The organism is Xanthomonas sp. NCPPB 3761 (genome assembly GCF_041475705.2).
Lineage (GTDB): Bacteria > Pseudomonadota > Gammaproteobacteria > Xanthomonadales > Xanthomonadaceae > Xanthomonas > Xanthomonas phaseoli.
Genome location: NZ_CM191262.1, coordinates 1880124 through 1901975, shown reverse-complemented (window position 1 = coordinate 1901975; position 21852 = coordinate 1880124). Strand labels below are relative to the sequence as shown.

At 64.7% G+C, this 21852-nt stretch carries 26 protein-coding genes and 1 other RNA gene; 10 read left to right on the top strand and 17 right to left on the bottom strand.

Going from position 1 to position 21852, the window contains the following annotated elements:
• Window positions 1–327: 327 nt before the first annotated feature.
• Window positions 328–1452, top strand: a complete 1125-nt coding sequence (locus ACCQ00_RS08415) for a pyridoxal phosphate-dependent aminotransferase (protein ID WP_039569203.1) — start codon at window positions 328–330, stop codon at window positions 1450–1452.
• 178 nt (window positions 1453–1630) lie between these two features.
• Here the strand turns inward: ACCQ00_RS08415 and ACCQ00_RS08410 are convergent, their stop codons facing one another.
• The 7 genes from ACCQ00_RS08410 to ACCQ00_RS08380 all read right to left on the bottom strand — a co-directional run bounded on the left by ACCQ00_RS08410 (window position 1631) and on the right by ACCQ00_RS08380 (window position 8627).
• Window positions 1631–2014, bottom strand: coding sequence for a hypothetical protein (locus ACCQ00_RS08410; RefSeq protein ID WP_039569201.1), 384 nt, complete (start codon window positions 2012–2014; stop codon window positions 1631–1633).
• A 6-nt stretch (window positions 2015–2020) separates the two neighbouring features.
• Window positions 2021–2752: a cell division protein ZipA gene (zipA, locus tag ACCQ00_RS08405; protein WP_017158158.1), complete on the bottom strand. Its 732-nt coding sequence runs from the start codon at window positions 2750–2752 to the stop codon at window positions 2021–2023.
• 56 nt (window positions 2753–2808) lie between these two features.
• On the bottom strand, window positions 2809–6312 hold the full coding sequence (gene smc, locus ACCQ00_RS08400; protein ID WP_017159149.1) for a chromosome segregation protein SMC: 3504 nt from the start codon (window positions 6310–6312) through the stop codon (window positions 2809–2811).
• 209 nt (window positions 6313–6521) lie between these two features.
• Window positions 6522–6971 carry a 50S ribosomal protein L9 gene (gene rplI / locus ACCQ00_RS08395; protein WP_003485864.1) on the bottom strand — a complete coding sequence of 150 codons (450 nt, stop codon included), beginning with the start codon at window positions 6969–6971 and terminating at the stop codon, window positions 6522–6524.
• 188 nt (window positions 6972–7159) lie between these two features.
• Window positions 7160–7390 (bottom strand): 30S ribosomal protein S18, encoded by a 231-nt coding sequence (rpsR, locus tag ACCQ00_RS08390; RefSeq protein ID WP_002804494.1) that lies wholly within the window; start codon window positions 7388–7390, stop codon window positions 7160–7162.
• Between the two features lie 11 nt (window positions 7391–7401).
• Window positions 7402–7833 (bottom strand): 30S ribosomal protein S6, encoded by a 432-nt coding sequence (gene rpsF / locus ACCQ00_RS08385; protein WP_003485869.1) that lies wholly within the window; start codon window positions 7831–7833, stop codon window positions 7402–7404.
• Between the two features lie 455 nt (window positions 7834–8288).
• Entirely contained in the window at window positions 8289–8627 is a 339-nt protein-coding gene (locus ACCQ00_RS08380; RefSeq protein WP_039569194.1) for a HesB/IscA family protein, read from the bottom strand.
• Window positions 8628–8831: 204 nt separating this feature from the next.
• On the opposite strand from ACCQ00_RS08380, the gene asnS reads away from it, so the two are divergent.
• Genes asnS through ACCQ00_RS08355 form a run of 5 tightly spaced genes read left to right on the top strand, consistent with a single transcriptional unit; the run spans window position 8832 to window position 11867 of the window.
• Window positions 8832–10226 (top strand): asparagine--tRNA ligase, encoded by a 1395-nt coding sequence (gene asnS / locus ACCQ00_RS08375; RefSeq protein ID WP_017158155.1) that lies wholly within the window; start codon window positions 8832–8834, stop codon window positions 10224–10226.
• Window positions 10201–10605, top strand: coding sequence for a hypothetical protein (locus ACCQ00_RS08370; RefSeq protein ID WP_039569191.1), 405 nt, complete (start codon window positions 10201–10203; stop codon window positions 10603–10605). Before asnS ends, ACCQ00_RS08370 begins: the two co-directional genes overlap by 26 nt.
• Complete coding sequence (locus ACCQ00_RS08365; protein ID WP_017158153.1) at window positions 10602–10907, top strand: hypothetical protein; 306 nt, start codon at window positions 10602–10604, stop codon at window positions 10905–10907. Before ACCQ00_RS08370 ends, ACCQ00_RS08365 begins: the two co-directional genes overlap by 4 nt.
• A complete protein-coding gene (locus tag ACCQ00_RS08360) occupies window positions 10904–11230 on the top strand; it encodes a hypothetical protein (protein ID WP_039569189.1) in 327 nt (108 codons plus the stop codon). Before ACCQ00_RS08365 ends, ACCQ00_RS08360 begins: the two co-directional genes overlap by 4 nt.
• A gap of 1 nt (window position 11231) precedes the next feature.
• Complete coding sequence (locus ACCQ00_RS08355; RefSeq protein ID WP_039569186.1) at window positions 11232–11867, top strand: FMN-binding negative transcriptional regulator; 636 nt, start codon at window positions 11232–11234, stop codon at window positions 11865–11867.
• A 343-nt stretch (window positions 11868–12210) separates the two neighbouring features.
• Here ACCQ00_RS08355 and ACCQ00_RS08350 read toward each other — a convergent pair.
• The 5 genes from ACCQ00_RS08350 to ACCQ00_RS08330 all read right to left on the bottom strand — a co-directional run bounded on the left by ACCQ00_RS08350 (window position 12211) and on the right by ACCQ00_RS08330 (window position 15390).
• Window positions 12211–12287: non-coding RNA, sX9 sRNA (locus tag ACCQ00_RS08350), on the bottom strand.
• A 113-nt stretch (window positions 12288–12400) separates the two neighbouring features.
• Window positions 12401–12592 (bottom strand): hypothetical protein, encoded by a 192-nt coding sequence (locus ACCQ00_RS08345; RefSeq protein ID WP_017159147.1) that lies wholly within the window; start codon window positions 12590–12592, stop codon window positions 12401–12403.
• Window positions 12559–13272 carry a response regulator gene (locus ACCQ00_RS08340; protein ID WP_017155885.1) on the bottom strand — a complete coding sequence of 238 codons (714 nt, stop codon included), beginning with the start codon at window positions 13270–13272 and terminating at the stop codon, window positions 12559–12561. Before ACCQ00_RS08340 ends, ACCQ00_RS08345 begins: the two co-directional genes overlap by 34 nt.
• A 372-nt stretch (window positions 13273–13644) precedes the next feature.
• Window positions 13645–14511 carry a hypothetical protein gene (locus ACCQ00_RS08335; RefSeq protein WP_017155884.1) on the bottom strand — a complete coding sequence of 289 codons (867 nt, stop codon included), beginning with the start codon at window positions 14509–14511 and terminating at the stop codon, window positions 13645–13647.
• 168 nt (window positions 14512–14679) lie between these two features.
• Window positions 14680–15390 carry a hypothetical protein gene (locus tag ACCQ00_RS08330; protein WP_039569258.1) on the bottom strand — a complete coding sequence of 237 codons (711 nt, stop codon included), beginning with the start codon at window positions 15388–15390 and terminating at the stop codon, window positions 14680–14682.
• A 31-nt stretch (window positions 15391–15421) separates the two neighbouring features.
• Between ACCQ00_RS08330 and ACCQ00_RS08325 the strand changes: the two genes are divergently transcribed.
• A complete protein-coding gene (locus ACCQ00_RS08325) occupies window positions 15422–15634 on the top strand; it encodes a hypothetical protein (RefSeq protein WP_017155882.1) in 213 nt (70 codons plus the stop codon).
• 8 nt (window positions 15635–15642) lie between these two features.
• On the opposite strand, the gene ACCQ00_RS08320 is transcribed toward ACCQ00_RS08325, so the two are convergent.
• The 5 genes from ACCQ00_RS08320 to ACCQ00_RS08300 are packed head-to-tail and all read right to left on the bottom strand — an operon-like array spanning window position 15643 to window position 18199.
• A complete protein-coding gene (locus ACCQ00_RS08320) occupies window positions 15643–16116 on the bottom strand; it encodes a hypothetical protein (protein WP_039569182.1) in 474 nt (157 codons plus the stop codon).
• Window positions 16117–16377 (bottom strand): hypothetical protein, encoded by a 261-nt coding sequence (locus tag ACCQ00_RS08315; protein WP_017155880.1) that lies wholly within the window; start codon window positions 16375–16377, stop codon window positions 16117–16119.
• Between the two features lie 46 nt (window positions 16378–16423).
• On the bottom strand, window positions 16424–17041 hold the full coding sequence (locus ACCQ00_RS08310) for a DUF2589 domain-containing protein (RefSeq protein WP_003485902.1): 618 nt from the start codon (window positions 17039–17041) through the stop codon (window positions 16424–16426).
• Window positions 17042–17090: 49 nt separating this feature from the next.
• Window positions 17091–17621 (bottom strand): DUF2589 domain-containing protein, encoded by a 531-nt coding sequence (locus ACCQ00_RS08305; RefSeq protein WP_017155879.1) that lies wholly within the window; start codon window positions 17619–17621, stop codon window positions 17091–17093.
• 41 nt (window positions 17622–17662) lie between these two features.
• Window positions 17663–18199: a glycoside hydrolase family 108 protein gene (locus tag ACCQ00_RS08300; protein WP_017160313.1), complete on the bottom strand. Its 537-nt coding sequence runs from the start codon at window positions 18197–18199 to the stop codon at window positions 17663–17665.
• A gap of 155 nt (window positions 18200–18354) precedes the next feature.
• On the opposite strand from ACCQ00_RS08300, the gene can reads away from it, so the two are divergent.
• The 3 genes from can to ACCQ00_RS08285 all read left to right on the top strand — a co-directional run bounded on the left by can (window position 18355) and on the right by ACCQ00_RS08285 (window position 21826).
• On the top strand, window positions 18355–19017 hold the full coding sequence (can, locus tag ACCQ00_RS08295; RefSeq protein ID WP_017155877.1) for a carbonate dehydratase: 663 nt from the start codon (window positions 18355–18357) through the stop codon (window positions 19015–19017).
• Window positions 19018–19102: 85 nt separating this feature from the next.
• A complete protein-coding gene (locus ACCQ00_RS08290) occupies window positions 19103–19633 on the top strand; it encodes a 3-hydroxyanthranilate 3,4-dioxygenase (protein ID WP_039569180.1) in 531 nt (176 codons plus the stop codon).
• Between the two features lie 12 nt (window positions 19634–19645).
• The gene (locus ACCQ00_RS08285; protein ID WP_039569178.1) at window positions 19646–21826 is read left to right on the top strand and encodes an FUSC family protein; all 2181 of its coding nucleotides are present in this window, start codon (window positions 19646–19648) and stop codon (window positions 21824–21826) included.
• Window positions 21827–21852 lie beyond the last annotated feature (26 nt).

Below are 21852 nucleotides of genomic sequence, written 5' to 3'. Positions count from 1 at the left end.
CAGGGCTGGCTCTGGGCCGCCCATTCTAACGGGCGATGCCGATGCCAAGGTCAGCGGCGCGGATACCGTTCGTGATGATTGAGCGATGGATGAAGTCGTTTGCGTCGAGACGCACCAGGTGCCCCCGCACCCATCGGCATCCGGGCCGACAGCGAGCCCGGCAGGCGCCCGGTCATCGCCGCCAGCTGCCGTCGCGCCACTTGCCCTCTGCCCTCCAACGCCTGCAAGCGCGTGTCGAACCAGTTTTATGGCAATTCCCCGATAGGCAGACAGACACAAACCGGCTAGCGTGGCGCCCTCTTTGCCCGCCGCCTCTGGAGTTCGCCCGTGTCGTTGCCCGTCTCGCGCCGTTCGTTTCTCAGCCTCGCTACCACCGGCGTGGCGGTTTCCGCACTGGGGCTGGCACCCGCGGCCGGGGCGGCCCGCAAGCGCGCCGCGGCGCCGGCCACGCCCGGCGTGGCCGCGGCGGCCGGCACGGTCTACCTCAACCTCAACGAGCATCCGCTCGGGCCTGCCCCGGCCGCCTTGGACGCTGCCACGCGTTCGCTGGCACGCGCGGGCCGCTACCTGGTCGAGATGGAGCAGGATCTGCGCAACCTGATGACCGGCGAACTGCAGCTGCCCAACGATCATCTGTCGTTGTTCCCCGGTTCGCGGGACGCGCTGAACCGGGCCGGCAGCCTGTTGACGTCCGCGCGTGCAGGGCTGGTGGTGGCCGACCCGAGCTTCGACCCGCTGATCGAAAGCGCCACCGCCCGCGGCGTGGCCGTGCGCAAGGTGCCGCTGCGTGCCGACGGCGCACACGACGTCAAGGCGATGGCCAAGGCCGATCCGACTGCCGGCATGCTGTATCTGTGCAACCCCGGCAACGCCACCGGCGCCATCACCCCGCGCGCCGACATCGAATGGTTGCTGGCCAACAAGCCGGCCAGCGCCGTGCTGGTGGTCGACGAGGCGTACATCCACTACAGCAACGAGCCCTCGGTGGCCGATCTGGTGCGTCAGCGCCAGGATCTGATCGTGCTGCGCAGCTTCTCCAAGCTCTACGGCCTGGCCGGCCTGCGCCTGGGTGCCGCCCTGGCCCCGCCTGGCTTGCAGACCAAACTTGCCGCCTTTGGCAGCAACCCGTTGTCGGTTCCGGCGATGGCCGCCGGCATCGCCAGCCTGCGCGACCCGCTGCTGGTGCAGACCCGCCGCGCCGAGAACTCCCGCGTACGCGAGGAGACCATCGCCTGGCTCAAGGGCAAGGGCTACACCTGCCTGCCCTCGCAAGCCAACTGCTTCCTACTGGACGTCAAACGCGATGCGAGCGTGTTCGCCGATTCGATGCAAAAGCAGGGCGTTATCGTCGGCCGCAGCTGGCCGATCTGGCCCAAGCGCGTGCGCGTCAGCGTGGGGACCGAAGCGGAAATGCTGCGCTTCCGTGAGGCATTCGGCAAAGCCAAGCGTTGAGCACCAAGCACTGAAGGGTAAATCCTTCTTCCCTCGGAACATTGTCCTCCTTCATGGGGGAGAAGGTGCCCCGAAGGTGGATGAGGGTGCGCACGAAGCCTGGCGTTGTCCGGCTGCACGAGGGCTTCGCCCCGTACCCTCACCCACCCCTCTGGCGCAGGAGAGGGGCTTTAAGTTCCTAGCGATCCAACACCTCAGGCTCCGGTGCGCGCAGCGTACGGCGGATCCAGAGATAGCTGATGACGAAGGTCAACGCCATCGAGCCCGCGTTCCACAGCAGCAGCTCGTGCAGCATCGGCGGGCCTTGCAGGATGTGCAGGTAATAGCGGCGATCCAGCAGTGCGATGGCGTGCGGCATGAACACGCTGACGAAAGGCGTTGGCACCGGCGCGACCAGCAGCGTGATCGCGGCTGCAAAGCCCACCACCAGCCAGGGCGAATGGCGCGGCCTTTTGCGCAGGCGCGCGGCGATCCTGGTGAAGATCCACAACAACGGCATCGCCAAGATCGCCCACAGCACCAGCAGCAACGCCACCGCCAACACGCCCTGCAGGCTCAACATGTCAACTCACCAGCGTGGCGACTTGGTCAGCGGCGGTGCCTGGTGCTGGCGATCGTAGGCGCGGAGCTCGTCGCGGATATGCGCAACACGCTGGCGACCCAACGCATTGCGGCTGTCGTCCAACACCACGCCATCCAGCAGTTCGGCCATGCGCTGCACGGTGGGCAGCATTTTTTCCCAGGCATCCAACGCAGTCATCGGCGCCGGCAACGTGAGGAAGAACGCAATCGCCGGCGTCTGCATCTCGCGGATATTGGCCATGTCGAAACTGCCGGGCTTGAGGATGCTGGCCATGCTGAAGATCGGTCCGCGCTCCGGGTGGCCTTCCACCAGGCGGTGGAATACGTTCATGTGACCGAACACCAGCCCGGTCTTCTCGGCGGCCACCACCACATCTTCGCCGCGCAGCACCTGGCCTGCCTTGGCGGCCACGAACAACGACACGATCTTGTCGAAATCCTGGTTCGGGCGCTTGCCCACCTCGTTGCCGCCGGCCGCATCCTGCCCTTCCAGGTTGAGCTCGCTCTGCTCGACGCCTTCTGCGCGCTGCGCAGTTTCATCATCCACGCCGAACTCGCTGGAAATTACCGGTTCGCGCCGTTCGCGCGGCTGGCCCTCGTCCTTGTCGACCCGGCGCCCTTGCGGCGATTTCTTCGGGCGACCAAACAGGAAGATGGCCGCGACCAGCAGCAGTCCAGCGATCAGGATCCCGATCCGGATCATGGCCATGTCGGACATTCAGCGTGCCTCCGCATAAGAGTGACAGGTGTCGATATTCCAACAAGCATGGCACGTCATGCCGCACCCGCCAAACGTGCGGCCTCTTCCAGGTCCACGCTGACCAGGCGGCTGACGCCCGGCTCGCGCATGGTCACGCCGGAGAGCTGGCGCGCGGCTTCCATCGTGGCCTTGTTGTGGCTGACGAACAGGAACTGCACCTTCTCGCTCATCTCGCGCACCATGTTGGCAAGACGGCCGACATTGGCTTCGTCCAGCGGCGCGTCCACCTCGTCGAGCAGACAGAACGGCGCCGGGTTGAGCTGGAAGATCGCAAATACCAGCGCCACCGCGGTCATTGCCTTCTCGCCGCCGGACAGCAGCGAAATGCTCGACACGCGCTTGCCCGGCGGGCGCGCCATGATGGTGACGCCGGTATCGAGCAGGTCTTCGCCGGTGAGTTCCAGATACGCATGGCCGCCACCGAACAGGCGCGGGTACAGCGCCTGCACCCCGGAATTGACGCGGTCGAAGGTGTCCTTGAAGCGGCCGCGGGTCTCGCGATCGATCTTGCGAATGGCCTCTTCCAGCGTTTCCAGCGCAGTGTTGAGATCCAGGTTCTGCGCGTCCAGGTATTCCGAGCGTTGTGCGGCCTCGCCGTATTCCTGGATGGCGGCCAGGTTCACCGGCTCCAGGCGACGCATGCGCGCGTCGATCTGGCCAACGGCCGCTTCCCATTCGGCCACGTTGGCCGCCTCGGGCAACCCGTTGACGACGTCTTCCAGCACGAAGCCGGCCTTGACCACCGCCGCTTCCAGTTGCTCGGCGTTGAGCACCAGCGCCTGTTGATCGAGCTTGCGTTGGGAAATGCGCTCGCGCTGCGCCAGCGCCTGTTCGTCGCGCTGCTGGCGGGTCTGTTCGAAGCTGCGCAGCTCGCTGTCGATGCTGTCGAGCAGGGTGCGCGCTTCGCCCAGCGCGCGCTCGGTGCGCACGCGTTCGCTCAACGCGGCCTGATGTTCGTGTTCCAGCGTTTCCACCGGCGAATCGCCTTCGCTCAGCTGGGCGACCAGATCTTCCAGGCGCGTATCGAGCTGCCCGCGCTGGCTGTCCATGCGTTCCAGGGTCTGGCTCAGCGATGCGATCTGGGTGCGCTGCGACTCCAGCGTCAGCGCCAAGGCATGCATTGCATCGCGCACGCCGCGCGCGGCATCGCGCGCCTGATCGCGTGCATCGGTGAGCTGGCGGCGCTCGCTTTCCAGCGCTTCGCGCGTGCCTTGCAGATCGCCCATCAAGGTGACCGCATCTTCGAGTTTGGCGCGCGCCTCGCGTGCCTGCTCACGGCTGGTATCGAGCGTTTCCAGTAGTTGCGCCAGCTCGGTTTCGATGCGCTCGATGCGCGTGCGCGCGGCATCGACCTTGCCCTGCTGACTCTGCAATTGCCCAGCCAGTTCGGAAACGCTGCGGTGCGCCATGTACAGCTGCCGCTGCGCGTCTTCACGCTGCTGCTCTGCCGCCAGCAGTTGTTCGCGGAAGCTGGAGAGCTGGTGCTCAAGCTCGGCTTCGCGCTCCTGCAAGGTTTCGATCTGCGTACGGAGCTCTTGAATCTCGCGCTCGCGCAGCAACGCGCCCTGCTTGGCCGCGCCCGAGCGCGAGACACGCACCCAGCCTTCGCCCAGCCGCTCGCCAGTGCGGGTGATCACCGAATCGCCTTCGGGCAGGCTGCGTTGCAGCGTGCGCGCAGCGTCCAGGTCCTCGGCGGTGTGCAGACGCGCAAGCAGCCGACGGATCGCGATGGGCCCCTGCACTTTGGTGGCCAGCGAGGTCGGCGCGAAGCTCGCATCGTCAGTCGCACTGGACACCAGCGCGATGCGGCCATCGCCCAACTCGCCCAGCGCGTCGACCAATTGTTCCGGCGCTTCCACCAGCACGCCTTCGATCAACTGCCCCAAGGCGCCTTCGACCGCGTTTTCCCAGCCACTCTCGACGCTGATGCGCTCGCCCACGCGCGCGGCCGAATCCAGTCCGCGCGACTTCAGCCACGCCACTGCGGCGCCCTGCTCCTGGCCAAGCGCGGCCTGTTGCAAGGTTTCCAGCGACGACAGCCGGCCACGCGCCGCCTGCGCCTGCTTGCGCACTTCGGCCAGCTCGCCCTGGCTGGCGCGTTGCTGTTCCTGCAGCCCGGCAAGCGCGTGCTTGCGCGCCTCGACCTGCTCGGTCAGGCCGTCCAGCGAGGTTTTCTGGGTTTCGTGGCGCAGTTCGATCTGCTCGAACGCCTCGGCCAATGCGTCCAGGTCCAGCCCGGCACGCTCGTTGACCAACGCTTCGCGGCGGCGGTCGGCTTCCAGCGCCTGGCGGTCCAGATAATCGACGCGCGTGCGCTCCACTTCACCGGCACGCGAGGCCTCGCCGGTGTCGCGGTTATGGGTTTCCCAGCGCTGCTGCCAGTCGGCCAGCCGCGCTTCTGCTTCGCGCAGCGACTCCTGGCGGAATTCGTGGTCTTCGCGCAGTTGCTCCAATTGCGGTTCGGCAGACGCCACCGCTTCGCGCAGCACGCTCAATTTGGCCGAGTCGCCGCTGATGTGCTGGGTCAATTCCTGCAGCTGGCTCTGCGCCTCATCGCGCGCCTTGTGCAAGCGATGCGAGAGTTCGCGTTGGTGCTGGATCTGCTGCTCGATCCGTGCCAACGCGCCACCGACCTGGTAGACATCGGCTTGTGCCTTGGCCACCGCTTCGGCGGCTTCTTCGCGGCGCACCCGGCCGGTTTCGATGCGTGCTTCGGCATCGCGTTGCTCGGCAATCAATTGCTGCAGGCGCGTCTCTTCCTGATTCAACTTCTCGCGCAGGCCCTGCAGCCGACCATCCAGGCCACGGTATTCCAGCGCCTTCCACTCGGCATCCTTGATCCGGCGCTCTTCCTGCAATGCCTGGTACTGCTCTGCCTGCCGCGCCTGGCGCTGCAGATGCGCCAGTTGCTTGGTGATTTCTTCGCGCAGATCGCTCAGACGGTCGAGGTTTTCGCGCGTATGCCGAATACGCGTTTCGGTTTCCTTGCGGCGTTCCTTGTACTTGGAAATGCCGGCGGCTTCTTCCAGATACACGCGCAGGTCTTCCGGGCGCGCTTCGATGATCTGGCTGATCATGCCCTGCTCGATGATCGAGTAGCTGCGCGGCCCAAGGCCGGTGCCCAGGAACAGATCGGTGATGTCGCGGCGCCGGCACTTGGTGCCGTTGAGGTAGTAGGCGCTATTGCCGTCGCGGCTGACCAGGCGCTTGACCGAGATCTCGTTGAACGAGGCGAACTCGCCACTGATGGTGTGGTCGGAGTTGTCGAAGATCAGCTCCACCGTCGCCTGCGACACCGGCTTGCGCGCCGAAGAGCCGGAAAAGATCACGTCGGTCAACGAATCGCCGCGCAGGCGGCTGGCCGAACTTTCGCCCATCACCCAGCGCACCGCGTCGATGATGTTGGACTTGCCGCAACCATTGGGGCCGACGATGCCGGTCATGTTGGTGGGCAGGTGCAACGTGGTCGGGTCGACGAACGACTTGAAACCGGACAACTTGATCGTGGACAGGCGCATGGGGGCTGGAGATTCCGGGCACCGCGCGGACGAGGCCGGCAGGCACTTTTCCTGTGAAGCCAGCGCCCAAGCCCTTGATCCATAAGATCTGCAGGCCGTGGAACCGGCAATGGGGCATGAGTATAACGGGCATGCCAGTGCTGGCGGCGGCGCCCCAAAAACGAAGGGCGCCTAACAAGGCGCCCTTCGGGTGACACATGCGGCCTGGATCAGGCGTCGGACTCGACGATGACCTTGACCGTGGTTTCCACATCGGCGTGCAGGTGCAGCACAACGTCGTATTCGCCGACATTGCGGAATGCGCCTTCGCCCAGGATCACTTCGCTCTTTTCCAGCGGCAGGCCGGCGGCAGTGAACGCCTCGGCGATGTCGCGCGGGCCAACCGAGCCGTACAGCTTGCCTTCGGTCGACGCATGCGCACCGATGGTGACGCTGGCGCCTTCGAACTTGGTGGCGCGGCTCTGTGCCTCGGCCAGGATGCTGTTGGCCTTGGCTTCGTACTCGGCGCGCTTGGTTTCGAACGCTTCAACGTTGGCAGCGGTGGCCGGCACGGCCTTGCCCTGCGGCACGAGGAAGTTGCGGCCGTAACCCGGCTTGACGCTGACCTTGTCGCCCAGGTTGCCCAGGTTGGTCACTTTCTGCAGAAGAATCAGATCCATGGTGGTACTCCGTTATTCGTTAGCGCCGGCATGTGGCCGGCGCAACGGGTGCTGTCCGAAAAGACGGGATTCGGGAATCGGGATTTGGGAATCGCAAAAGCACGATCAACACCGCATCTCCAATCACCAGGCGTCTATCAATTTAATCACCCGCACATGGATGTGCGGGCTCTTCCGAGGGACTCGGATTAAACGTCGTGGTTGTCCGTGTACGGGATCAGCGCCAGGAAACGCGCGCGCTTGACGGCCGTGGCCAACTGACGCTGGTACTTGGACTTGGTACCGGTCACGCGGCTCGGCACGATCTTGCCGTTCTCGGTGAGGTACTGACGCAGGGTGTTGAGATCCTTGTAGTCGATCTCTTTGACGCCCTCGGCGGTGAACTTGCAGAACTTGCGACGACGGAAGAACTTGGACATGACAGCGCTCCTTAAGCGGCTTCGGCGTTGTCGCCGTCGTTATCGTTGGCGGCGGGCGCTTCGCCCTCTTCGTCGTCACGACGACGACGCTCGCTACGCTCGGGCTTGTCGCCCTTCTCGTCCTTGCTCTTCATGATCAGCGACTGCTCGGTGTCGGCGCCATCGCGCTTGACGACCAGGTGACGCAGCACCGCATCGTTGAAGCGGAAGCTTTCCACCAGCTCGCTCAGCACGGCCTGGTCGACTTCGATATTGAGCAGTACGTAGTGCGCCTTCACCAGGTTCTGGATCGGATAGGCCAGCTGACGACGGCCCCAGTCTTCCAGACGGTGGATGGTGCCGTTACCGCCCTCGATCAGCGACTTGTAGCGCTCGATCATGGCCGGGACCTGCTCGCTCTGGTCCGGATGGACCAGGAACACGACTTCGTAATGACGACTCATGTTGTTTTACCTTTCGGATGTGGCCACGTGGGCCGGACAGCTCCCCGGTGGTCCGCGCAAGCGGCCGGTGGAGCAAGGGTTCCCGCCCGGAATCGGGCAGGAAGCAGGAAAGTATGGCAGTTCAGGCCTTTAGCCGCAACCAGCCGCCTGGCAAGGACATTCCAAAGCCCCTCTCCCGCCGTGGCGAGAAGGCACGGCTTACGCGCCACTGGGGCGTGTGCCTTGGGGCACCCGCGCCTCGCGCGCGGGCCGGGCCGCGGAGGCGGGGGTTGAGGTGAGGGTCCGGGCGAGGCAGCGGAGCAGTCGGTGATTCAATTCTGACGGCGCGTGGCGACGCGTTTGCCATGACAGACGCTGACAGGTTCCGAGGCGCACCCTCATCCGCCCTTCGGGCACCTTCTCCCCATGAAGGGGGACAATGTCCGATGGGAGAAGGAATAACGCGCGCGGCCGGCTCAGCGATGCTCGTCTGCAGTCGTGAAGCTCTCACCGCAGCCGCATTCGGCCGTGGCGTTGGGGTTGCTGAAGGTGAAGGTTTCGCTCAGGCCGTGCTTGCCGAAGTCGATGCAGGTGCCATCCACCAGCGGCAGGCTGGCAGGGTCGACGAAGATGCGTACCCCGCCCTGCTCGAAGACCACGTCGTCGTCACGCGCCTCGCGTGCCAGGTCGGTGACATGGCCCCAGCCGGAACAACCGGTCTTGGTCACGCCAAAGCGCAGACCCAATGCACCCGGGGTCTGCTGCACGAAACGCTGCACGCGCTCCAGCGCGGCGGGGGTGAGGCTGACGGCCATGAGGGCACTCCAAAACGATGGTGGCAAGTATAGCGAGGGCGCAACAACCAGGCGGAATGCTCAGTGGCGGCGTCCGCAACAGATGGGGGCAGCACGCGCCTGCAACAAGCGCCGCGCCCGGCAAGCGGTTCAGATGCTCGCGCCGGCGCAGCCGCAGCCAGTAAACTCGCAGGCCATTCAAGGTCGCTACGGCGAGGAACAGTCATGACGGTGGTCAGCGTTGAACATGCGCTTGCGGGCAAGCTCCCGGAAGGCGGCGAAGTCACGGTACGGGGGTGGGTGCGCACCTTGCGCGGATCTGCCGGACTGGCCTTCATCAACGTGACCGACGGCTCGTGCTTCGCTCCGATCCAGGTGGTGGCCAACGACACCCTGCCCAATTTCGATGAGATCAAGCGGCTGACCAGCGGCTGCTCGCTGATCGCCAAGGGCGTGCTGGTCAAGTCGCAGGGAAAGGGCCAGTCGTTCGAGATCCAGGCCAGCGGCGTGGACATCGTCGGCTGGGTCGAAGACCCGCTGACCTACCCGATCCAGCCCAAGCCGATGACCCCGGAATTCCTGCGTGAAGTGGCGCACCTGCGCCCGCGCACCAACCTGTTCGGTGCGGTGACCCGCATCCGCAACTGCCTGGCGCAGGCGGTGCACCGCTTCTTCCACCAGAACGGCTTCAACTGGATCAGCACACCGATCATCACCACCTCCGATGCGGAAGGCGCCGGGCAGATGTTCCGCGTCTCCACGCTGGACATGGTCAACCTGCCACGCGATGCCAGCGGCAATGTGGATTTCAGCCGCGACTTCTTCGGCAAGGAAACCTTCCTCACCGTGTCCGGCCAGCTCAACGTGGAGGCGTATTGCCTGGCGCTGAGCAAGGTCTACACGTTCGGCCCGACCTTCCGTGCCGAGAACAGCCACACCACGCGCCACCTGGCCGAGTTCTGGATGATCGAACCGGAAATCGCCTTCGCGGACCTGGCCGAAGACGCGCGCCTGGCCGAACAGTTCCTCAAATACCTGTTCCGCGCGGTGCTCGATGAGCGCGGCGATGACCTGGCGTTCCTGGCCGAGCGCGTGGACAAGAACGCGATCACCAAGCTCGAAGCGTTCATCAATGCGCCGTTCGAGCAGATCGACTACACCGACGCAGTGAAGCTACTGCAGAACGCCGGCAAGAAGTTCGACTTTCCGGTCGAATGGGGCCTGGACCTGCAGACCGAGCACGAGCGCTGGCTCACCGAAGAACACATCGGCCGCCCGGTGGTGGTGACCAATTACCCCGAGCACATCAAGGCGTTTTATATGCGCTTGAACGACGACGGCAAGACCGTCGCGGCGATGGACGTGCTGGCGCCGGGCATCGGCGAAATCATCGGCGGCAGCCAGCGCGAAGAGCGCCTGGATGTGCTCGACGCGCGCATGGCGCAGTTCGGCCTGGATAAGGAGCACTACAGCTGGTACCGCGATTTCCGTCGCTACGGCTCGGTGCCGCACGCCGGCTTCGGCCTGGGCTTCGAGCGGCTGGTGGTGTACGTGTGCGGGTTGAGCAACATTCGCGACGCGATCCCCTACCCGCGTGCGCCAGGCAGCGCGGAGTTCTAAGGTGACGACCGCGCAGGCCACGGTCACGATGTACCGCCCGCTGGGGCCGGAGGAATACGCATTGGTGCGCGATTCCGGCTTCCGACGCTGGCCGCCGCGGTTGCCGGAGCAACCGATCTTCTATCCAGTCACCAACCAGCGCTACGCCGAGGAAATCGCGTCGCGCTGGAACGTCAAGGACAGCGGGGTTGGCTATGTTGCGCAGTTCGAGGTACGCGCAGCGTTTGTCGAACAGTACGCCATTCAAAAAGTCGGCGGCGCGCACCACACCGAGTGGTGGATTCCTGCCGAAGCCCTGGATGCGTTGAACGACAATAGCGTTGGCCTCATCGACATCATCGGTCACTACGATGCCCCGCCTGCGGAGCACAGTGCATGACGCTGTTTTTCGCACTGTGTTTTGTCGGTGTCGCCGTTGCAGGCCTCACCGCACTGCTGATCTTCTGGCCGCTGACCCTGGTGCACATGCGCGACCGCCACCCGGAGGCGTTGGCCAGCTTCGGCGAAACGGCCTTCATCAGTCCCGTGGCGTTGCGCTGGTTGTTGGCGCGCCGTTACCGCAGCTATCGCGACAGTGCACTGTCCGGTCTGGCCACACCCGCCTGGCTCTCGCTGCTCACCATCTTTTTCGGCCTGGGCATGGCGGCCCTGCTCGGCCTGCTTTCCAAGGTAATGCAATGACGAACTACGACGACACCCTGCAGGGCGCCCGCGACTCCTGGTGGCTGGCCACGATCGGCCGCACGCTGATCTGGGCACGCCTGCGCGTCAACGAAGCCGGCACCGCCGAGGTACTGGACAGCGACGGCAAGCCGCTGCCCTACGACAGCGAAGACAGCGCACGCGCAGCCTTGTTCGATGCCGAATTCGTGGCACTGGACGGGCTGGACGAAGAAGACGCGCTCATCCGCGGTTTCTCGCTGCATGAAGTCTCGCCGCCCCAAGGTAACGAAGATGCCGAGCTGCGTGCGCGCATGGTCGTGAACATGGGCGGCCGCGCCTGACATGTACGCCCCGCGCGCATTCGCGCAGACCGATCTGGCCCTGCTGGACTGGCTGTTCGCGCGCGATGCATTTGTCACCCTGATCAGCCAGGGCGAGGATGGGCAGCCGGTGATCTCGCACCTGCCGGTGCTGTATCGGCGCGATGACCAGGATGTCGTGATCGAAGGCCATTGGGCACGCCCCAATCCGCAGGCACGCACTTTCGGCGATGCGGTCATGGTGTTGCAGGGCCCGCATGCCTATGTCTCGCCCACCTGGTACTTGGACAAGGACGCAGCTGCGCGCGTGCCCACCTGGAATTACGCGGTTGCGCACCTGCATGGACGCTGCAGCCAGGTGAGCGATGAAGACGCGTTGGGCAGTTTGATTGCGCGCATGAGCGCGCACTTCGAGCAGCGCGTGGGCAGCGATTGGCAGTTCGAAATGGAGCGCGACAGTCATCGCCGACAATTGCGCGGGCTGGTCGGCTTCCGCTTCGTTCCAAGCCGCATCGAGCTCACCTTCAAGCTGAGCCAGAACCATCCGGCCGGCAATCAACGCAGTGTCGCCCAGTTCCTGACGCAGCAAGCCGACCAAGACGCGCACGCGATCGCAGCATTGATGCAGGCGGCGATTGACGCCGATACGACGCGCTGAGGCGGCCGCATTTACACCTCGAACGGCCAGTCACCAAACGGCTGGGGCGCGTCGGCCACACGGCCGACCGACGCCTGCATCGGCCCGCGCACAGGTCATTGCAGGTGTCCCCCACTTCGCCAGAAATCGCCCTTCGCGACGCTCATGGCATGAGCAGTAGTTTGCCGGCCCGGTCATGTCGAGCATTCGCTCCAGCCATCGAATCGACTCCAGACTGCCGCCTTGCGCGCCGGCAACGGCATCTTTCGACATACTCATCTGCAGCGCCTGCACTGCGCCCTTCGCGTTCGAATGCGAGCCTGTTCTCGTACATGTTCACCAAAACCGATAGCTCTCCAAGAGCAGCTAAAAAAGCGTAGCGAGCAGCCGTCAGGTGGGCGCGGACGGCGCGCTCAGAACCCCAGTGTACGAGTGGCACACGCCGATCCCGAGCACCAGCCGCGCCCGCCTAGTGGCTACGCAGTGGTTTTGTCAGCTGCTCTAAATCGACGTGCTTTTGCGCGAAGACTGCCTGCATCGCGCGTTCGATCGGCTCAGAACGCGCGGCCTCGCAGATCAGACACCACGCTCAGCCAGTCGTTCATGGCGGCCTTGCCATTGCCGGCCCTGGAGAGCGCGCCAGCCGAATCGGCGCTTTTGGCGCTCAGAAATGTGTCCACGCCGATGTACCGCAGTGCATTGCCAGGACGCCTCAGCCAGCACGGCGCATGTGCTGCGCTACGCATCCCTCGGATGACTCGCCGCTACCGTCGATCGCTGCTTCAAGCGGAGAAAGGCCCTGCGCGATCGCATAACGGGTCAACTGCGCGATGCTTTGGATATTGAGCTTCAACATGCAGTTTTCGCGATGCGTCCCCACCGTCTTCACGCTCAGATGCAAGCGGTTGGCGATCTGCCTGGTGGACAGACCCTCCGAATAGAGCTGCACGATTTCCCGCTCGCGTGAGGTCAGTCGGGTGTAGGCAGAATCGGCCTTGGCAGCTCGACGCAACCCGGCGATCAGCGAACGCGACATCTGCGGGCTGATGTAGGTCTGATCCTGGATGACGCATTGAATCGCCCGCAGCAATTCGGCGAAGCGGCTGGTTCGCGCCAGATACGCCTTGGCGCCAGCTTCGAAGACTGCGCTGGCCTGCGTACAGGCATCGGACGGAGCGATACAGATTGCCCGGCTATTGGGGCTGCGCTGCATCAAGCGCCGCGTCAGATCGATACCATTGAGGCCGGGCAGCAGCACATCCACCAGCACGATATCAGGCTGCTCTCTGGCGGCGATCTGAAGACATGCCAGGCCGTCTTCCGCATGCCCTACCACTTCGATACCGGGAACCTTTTGCAGCAAAGCGACCATCCCCTCCACAAGGATGGTGCGATCGGCAGCGACGACGATACGTGTCTTCATCATACCCTCTGGTGCACGAATGGGGACCGCGCTGTGCAGCGGCTTGCATGCGGCGCGCTGCAGCGAATCGGCAGATGCTCGGCAGGAGCACTTGAGCGAGCTTGTCACACGCTCATCTCCGGGCCATCGGTCTTGAACTGATTTGGCGAGCCTCGGATGCTGGTATCGACAGCGCTGCAGATCTCGCTGAGGCACCGTGACGGGTGCGCCTGCCTGAAGTGTGTTATGCAATTTGCGCAACCGCCGAAGCGAGCTATGCCGCACGACGCGAAAGCGTGCTGCCACCTGATGTCCGGCAGGCTGTGGCAAACCGCACTCCACGGACGGCCAGAAAAAAGCGCATGCGCGTGATGAGCGCATCTCATGCGCGAAAGATCACGAATCGTCTGACATCATCTGCCTGGCAAGGCCGGTCAGTTGCTGGCGCACCTGATCCAGGCGCGGATCCGCCTGCATCTCACGCTGCAGGTCCAGCAGACCTGCGGCAAGTTCGCCCCGCGCACGGATGCTCTCCGATTCGGCCGACACACGCTGCGACTGCATCGCGGCGGCTTGTTGGCCGGAATCGCCGCGCACGACCGTTTCCATGACCTCGACCATGCGTTGCAGCAGGCGATACACCGCGCTTGCCGAGAAGCCGCCCATCATCGCCAATGCGGGCTTTCCGAATGCGCCCAGGCTGCTTTCGGCAAAGAGATTCTCCGGAAGCAACTCCACCAGGATCAGGCCAGCGATGAGACCGAGGATCATACGTGCGGCATAGGAGGAATCGAAGCGCGGGTCGTATGTCGCGTCGGCAACGTAACGATGGGCCTGGAACAACGCGGAAAACGCTGCACCGAGTCCGGCGCAGGCCAGGATGAACATCACATTCCAGCCTAGCGTGCTCCCCGAGGAATCGAGGAAGCCCAACGTGATGTTGCGCTCGTTCACCAGGCTGGACATCGCCAGCCCGACCACTGAGGCCAGGCAACCGACCGAGGTCAAGGTCAAGGTGCGGATCAACGGAATCGGCCCCAGCCAGCGCAACCAACCGCCGCGCAGGCGCTCGCGCTCGATCAGCACCACCGCCTGCGGCGTTGCCGGCTGGATCGCACGCACCAGCTGTCGGTGCAGACCGGCCAATTCGCGCGCGCCAGCTTCGCCGTGCAAGGAAGCGCCAGGCATCACGCGCAGCTCTGCCAGCCGGCCAGGCAGATCGGGAGACATTGCCAGCCCTTGCTTCAGTGCGTAAGACACCATCGCCCGGCATTCGAGCTCCAGTTGCTCGAGCACGCTGGAAAATGCCGGCCCGCCGACTTCCGCCGGCGGGACCGGGCGGGCCACTGCGCGTTGTCGTAGGCCGCCGCGCCTATTGGCTCGCTTCCACATAAATGAGGTCCTTACTGGCAGCCACGCAGCTGCGACACCTCAAGGCATCCGTTCGAACAGCGTCGTCTCTCGCTGCCCCTTCAACAGCAATGCAAGCTCGGCACTGCCATCTGCACGAACCTGCAGACTGGCCAGGGCGTCACTGAGCTGGCGGCAATAGCCTCTATCGTTGGCCACGACCCAGGCATTCAACGCACCTGCGGCACGCCCGGCGTAGCGCACTTCCACCTGGCAATCCCGTGGCGCGCCATAACGCAGGCGACCGAGAACGTCTCCCGGACGGACGCTGGTGGCCACGATCTCCAGCTGCGCGGAAATCAGCCCCGCCGCGCGCCAGCGCCCGGCTTCGGCCAATCCGGCACTGCTCTGATTCAGGGCAACGACCAACGGCGAGGCGCTGCCAGGCAAGGTGAGCTGCACCCCGGGCGCGCCACTCTCCGCTACCTGGAGTTGGGCAAGCCCGCCGGCCAGCGCGTCGCAGAATTTGCCGCCATTGCGCGACAGCAACGCGTACCCGTCCGGCTGCGCGCGTAACTCGAGCGCGCAATTGTAGGGAGGCCCGAATCGCAGATCCGCCACCTGGGCACCCTCGACTCCAGGCGCGCGCGCACTCAGACGGACGTAGACCGGGCCGGTACTGCCGCTGGCGGACAGGATGCCGCGCCAGTCACCCGCCGGAATCCCGCCCGCGGGAGCTGCCTGCGCCGCAGTCAGCGAAAGACACAGGGCAAGCGCCGAGGTGATGCGCAAAATGTGATGCCGATACCGATGTTGACCAGACATGAAAAAGCTCCGAGAAGAAATTGGAAACAGCGGAAAGATCGATCACGCTGCCGCTCAGCACACCGAACGCAGCGATGACCAGCACAATAACCAGGCAAATGATGAAGATGGATCGCAGCTTGCGCCGGGACTGCCGACGGAGATCTGCGTGCAGGGTGGCCACATCGGTCCCCAGCCGCTCGGCGACCGCCCGGGCGTCGGCGTCCGATAGCAGCAGCCTCACCGCTGCGCTCCTGGATCGGATAGTGGCACGTCCATGAACGGATGCAGCGTCCACTCCTTCAATGCGACACCATCGAACCAAAGCACGCCATGCGGACGCTCGGTTCCTTGGTAGCTGATCTTCAGCGTATGCCCCGGCGTACGGCCATCTGGCGGCGCAACACGCAATGCCAACCCCGGGGCACCGTCGGTCTGCGTGACCGGCTCTATCTGCACTTGCAGCGTCAACGAAAACTCGCTGATTTGCTGCAGCCGCAGCGCACGCAATTGGCAGACGGGAATGGAAAGCAGGGTTGCCGTTTCGGACTGCACCGTTTGCTCACCGTCCACGCACTGCACCCACAGGTCGCAGGCGGCCACCGCGGCATTTACAACTGCGGCGTGCCGCTGGCGGCACCGCTGTTGCGCGCGTCGAACAGCCTGGTCGAGCAGCTCCACGAAAGCGTCAAGGCAATAGCTTGCACGTGCCATCTAAGCCTCCGTCAGCCAGACCGGCTTGCGCTTGAACCCGACGTGGTAGCACAACCATTGCAGCACGACCTGGTGCTCGCCCAACTGCAGGATATTGAAGCTCTTCTCGACCCCGAGAATCGCTCCCCTGGGCGCTTCGCTGAGACAGCGATTGAGTAACTGCTGCGCGGCCTCGACTTGCTCGGCAGTCTGCATTTTTGCCGGGTTGTCGCTGCCGACGACGATGCGCTTGATGAAACTGACTTCTGACAAATCCATCATCGGCAACGACTCGGGTTAGGAAAAGTACGGGACGCAACAGCGACGCTTACGGAACCGGCACGGGCGCGGTGACTTTGCGTGGGGCCGCAGCGGTCTGCAGGATGTCGAGCACACGCGACAGGCCTTCGGGCGTGCCGCGATCTTCGGCGTGCAGCGCGACGTGATACTTGGCCGAGTTATCCGAAGAGCGGGTATTTTCCTTATGGCTGGACACAGAGCCCTGCACGTTGACCTTGGCCTTGAAGACGCCCCAGCCGACGCTGGCCTCCAGATCCACCTTAAGACTCTTGTCTTCGGCTTCCTTCTCCGAGAAAGAGGATTTGACTTCCATATCGAAGGTCACGTCCACGGTCTGAATGCTCAGGTTGGGGACGTTGACAAGGGTCAGCAGCGGCACGACGATCTCGACTTCTTCCTCGGCCATCCCGGTGCCGCTGGGGTCTTCGACCGGGCGCTTGAATTTGAACTGCGCGGTGCGCGTGCCGCCGTTCCCGTTGGGATCTGCAGGGTCGGTCGGCGGCAGAAAGCCGATGACCTTGATGAAGTCGGCGGTGGCCCGTGCCAGCATGACCTGCGCATCGCAGGCTGCACGCAACGGGGCGCCGATCAGGTCTGCCATCGGCAGGCCCTTGAATTGGTCGGACATGTTGACGATATCGCTCATGGTGTTCTCCTGAAGAACGGTTGTTTAGGAAAAACGGTAACCGCGGGAGCTACTCCCCCTTGACCGTCTTGAACACACCTTGCGATTGCGCAAGGCGATTGATGAGACGTGCCACGCCCTCGGTCGGCTCGCTGCCTTCCACGCGCAACACGACGTGAACCGCGCTGTTTCGCGCATTTTTTGCGTTGGAGCCGAGGTCGATGCCGATCTGGCCCGGCAGCGCCGGCGGCTTGGGATGCCAGTCTTCGACGGCGGCCGGAACCGCCAGCGAGTCCGGCAATACGGCTTCGTCCAGCTCGCTGAGTTCGCCGAGCTGTGCATCGAAACTGATCTCTACATCCTTGATCCGCAGGACGTTGGACGACACCAGCGGCAACAGCGGTGCCCGATACAGGTCTTCATCGTTCTCACCCGCTTCCGGGTGCTGCGACGGCAAGCGGATCAAGACGCTTCTGGGGCGGTTGTCTTCGTCGAAGAACGCACCCAGGTTGGCCATCTGGTGTTGCTCGATCCGATCCTGGGCATCGATGACCGCGCCGGCCAGTGCTTCGATCAGATCATTGAGGGATATCTGCGCCATGTCGGGCTCGTCAGTCGGAAGTGTCGCTGGCCGTTACCGGCTCAGACCGAATCGGGAAAGGAATCCACGCGCGCCAGCCAGCCTTTGAGAAACTTGCCAAGCGCCGGTCGCGCGGCGACGAGCCGGTGGTAGTAATCCTTGCGGCCGGCCTTGTAGCGTGCATACAGGTCTTGCTGGTTGCTGGATGCCAGCGCCGCGAAGGTGGCGGGCCCCATGCGGCCGTCGGCGACCAACCCGCCGCCGGTCTGGCTGTTGAGCACGGTCTGCAGCAATTTGATCGCGTTGTTGCCCGCGTTGACGTAGAAGTCGAACACGATGTTGGCTAACGGCTGCAGCGCGATCTGATCGGCGCGCAGCCGGTCCCAGTACTGCGCCTTGTAGATGACCCCCGCCTGCGCATCGGTCAACGCGCGCAGGTTCGCCAGGCTTGGCTCGATGCCGAGCAGGTTCTGCGCGCAGGCCTTGAAGGTCAACAGGGTGATGCCCTTGTTGGTGGCGCCGCCCGGATCGACGGGATCGTTGACGAAACCGCCTTCGTGTTTGAGCAAGGTCGGAAAGAACGCGTTGAAGTCGGCCATCGGCGCCACCTGTTGAGTTGATCGGTGGCGCCAGTTTCCCCAGGGGTGCACTGGCCGGACATCGGTCGTTCGCCGAGACTGGGAAGCCTGAAAGCTGATTCATCCTGGGCGCTCACAGAAGCCGCCACGACCACATTTTCTGGAATACTGCACGCATGAACGAGCTTAACCACTTGCTTGAAAACAACCGCGCCTGGTCCGAGCGTATCCGCCGCGAGGATCCGGAATTCTTTTCCAAGCTCTCGACCCAGCAGACCCCGGAATATCTGTGGATCGGCTGCTCCGATTCGCGCGTGCCTGCCAACCAGATCATCGACATGGCGCCGGGCGAGGTGTTCGTGCACCGCAATATCGCCAACGTGGTGGTGCATACCGATCTGAATTGCCTGTCGGTGATCCAGTTCGCGGTGGATGTGCTCAAGGTCAAGCATGTGCTGGTGGTCGGCCATTACGGCTGTGGCGGCGTGTTCGCCAGCCTGACCCAGAAGCGCATGGGCCTGGTCGACAACTGGATCCGCCATGTCACCGACGTGGCCGACAAGCACGAAGCCTGCCTGCACAACGCCGGCGAGCTGTCGGTGCAGCACGCGCGCCTGTGCGAGCTGAACGTGCTCGAGCAAGTGGTCAACGTGTGCCGCACCACCATCGTGCACGATGCCTGGGAGCGCGGCCAGCAATTGAGCGTGCATGGCTGGGTCTACAGCCTGCGCGATGGCCGCGCGCACGACCTGGGCATGTCGATCGACCGCCCCGAGCTGCTGCAGGAACGCTATGACACAGCGCTGGCGCAGATCCAGGCCGATCACGCCGAGCGCTGAGCCGAACGCACCCGTGGCCGGCCGCAGCGTCCATCGGACATCGGCGGCCGGCTGAGCCGGATACCTTCTTTGCCGAGGAACGTCGATGCTGATGCCGCCAATCAACCTGCATGCCTGGATCGAGGAACACCGCCATCTGCTCAAGCCGCCGGTGGGCAACAAGTGCATCCAGCAGGATGGCTTCATCATCATGGTGGTCGGCGGGCCGAACGCGCGCACCGACTATCACTACGACGAAGGCCCGGAGTGGTTCTTCCAGCTCGAAGGCGAGATGGTGCTGAAGGTGCAGGACGAAGGCGTGGCGCGCGACATTCCGATCCGTGCCGGCGAGGTCTTTCTGCTGCCGCCCAAGGTGCCGCACTCGCCGCAACGCGCGGCCGGCTCGATCGGCCTGGTGATCGAACGCGAGCGCCTGCCCAACGAACGGGACGGCCTGCAATGGTATTGCCCGCAATGCAACCACAAGTTGTATGAAGCGATGTTTCCGCTGAAAAACATCGAAACCGACTTCCCGCCTGTGTTCGATCGCTTCTACCGTTCGCTGGCGCTGCGCACCTGTTCGCAATGCGGGCATCTGCATCCTGCGCCCGAGCGCTATGCGACGATCGAAAACTGATAGCGCGATGGCATGCGATTGCGCGCAGCAGGCTCGCCGCGCGCATGCTCTGAAACCGGCACCATGCTGCGCGCACTGATCGACCTCAAACCACGCGACGTGCCCTTGCGCGTTGCGCTGCGCAACACCCTTGCAGTCGTCCTGCCGCTGGCGATCGGCGTGGCGACCGGGCAGGTTGCCGCCGGCCTGGCGGTGTGCAGCGGCGCGCTCAATACCATGTTCTCCGACCAGCCCGGGCCGTATCGCGCGCGTCTGCAACGCATGTTGATGGCAGCCCTGGCAGCCGGCCTGGCTGCCTTGCTCGGCATCTGGGTCGGCCACAATACGCCGGCGCTGGTGCTGGCCGGCCTGTTGCTCGGCCTGGGCGGCGGCCTGCTGGTGGCGCTCGGACCGGTCGCCGCGCGGGTGGGCCTGACCAGCATGATCCTGCTGGTGGTCAGCGCAGACATGCGGCTGCCGGTGCAGCAGGCACCCGGTGTGGCCGCGCTGATTTTCGCTGGCGGCCTGCTGCAGGTGGCGCTGGCGTTGGCGGCGTGGCCACTGCAGCGTTATCGCCCGGAACGCTTTGCATTGGCAGACCTGATGCGCCAGCTGGCCGGCATCGCGCGGCAGCGCCCGGATGCCAGTGCAGCGCCGCCGGCGACGCAGGAAGTGCTCGACGCGATGGTGATGCTGCACGGCGAGCATCGCTCGCGCGCGATCGCGGTGCAGAGCTTTCGCATCATCGCCGAGCTGTGCGATCGCGTGCGGCTGGAGCTGCTGTCGTTGGCCGATGCCGAGACGCGCCTGACCGACTCGCAGGCGCGCCCGGCAATCGAACGGGTGCTCGAGCGTAGCGCCATCGTGCTGGAACAGCTCGCGCACGCGATGACCATGGGCGAAGACCCGCAGGCAGCCAATGCCTCGATGACGGGGTTCGACGATCTGGTCGGCGCCTTGGCACAGTTTCAGCACGACAACGCCGACACGCGCGAACGCCGCCTGGTGCGTGTCGCCGTCGCGCGTGCGCAAGGCCTGGGCGGCCAGCTGCGCGCGCTGGTCCGCAACGCGCACTGGGCCAGCAGCCGTGGCGAAATCCAGGCGCAACTGGCCGAAGCGCGCCTGCCGTCGGCGCTGCGGCCGGCCGCGACCTGGGCCACATTGCGCGCGAATCTGGACCTGTCGTCGGTCGCCTTCCGGCACGCGTTGCGTTGCGGCGTGTGCCTGGCGTTGGCCATCGCTTTCCAGCGCTGGCAGCAGATTCCGCACGGCTTCTGGATTCCGATGACCACCGCCATCGTGCTCAAGCCCGATTTCGGCGGCACCTTCAGCTTTGGCGCGTTGCGCGTGGCCGGCACCTTCGTCGGGCTATTGCTTGCCACCTTGCTCGCGCATCTGGCCATGGACGGCGCCAGCGTCCGCATGGCCCTGCTGGCGCTGTTTTGCCTCGGATTTCGTTTGCTGACACAGGTGAACTACGGCATCGGCGTGGCGTTCTTGACCGGCATGCTGGTGCTGCTGTTGTCCTTCGAAGGGGTGGCACCGGGCGAAGCGGTCGGCGCGCGCCTGCAGGCGACAGTGGCCGGCAGCGCGCTGGCGCTGGTCGCCTACGCGATGTGGCCAACGCGCGAACGCCGGCAGATTCGCGCCTCGCTGGCGCAGTTGCTCAGCGCATATCGAGACCACCTGCGCCATGTGCTGCTCGGCCAGATGGAGGGCCTGAGCGATACGCGTGCCGCCGCGCGTGTTGCACGCACCAATGCGCAGGCTTCGATCGAGCGTTTGCGTGGCGAACCGCGCAGCCGCCGCAACCTGCAGGAGCTCAAGCTGGCCGAATCGCTGCTGGCCAATGGCAACCGGCTGATCCGCGCCAGCTTGTTGCTGGAAGCGGCGCTGCGCGATGGCCATCCGTTGCCCACGCTGGATGCGTTGCCCATCTTTGCGCAGCAGGCCGATGAGGCGCTGTCTGCGGTGATCGACTGCCTGCGCACTGGCGGCACCCCTGCCGCGGCGACCTTGCGCAACGCCGAGCGCCAGCTTTCCGATGCGTTGGCCGCATTGCCCGACAGTTCCCCGACCACCGCCGCGCTGGCCGACACCATCGACCGCGTCACCGACAGCATCGGCACGCTCACCCACCTGCTGCGCCCCGCCCGACCGGCCTCGGCCGATGCGTCAGCCGTGCATGACGGCGTGCACGATGCCGGCAGGTAAACTGCCGCCCTGATCCGTGTTGCGAG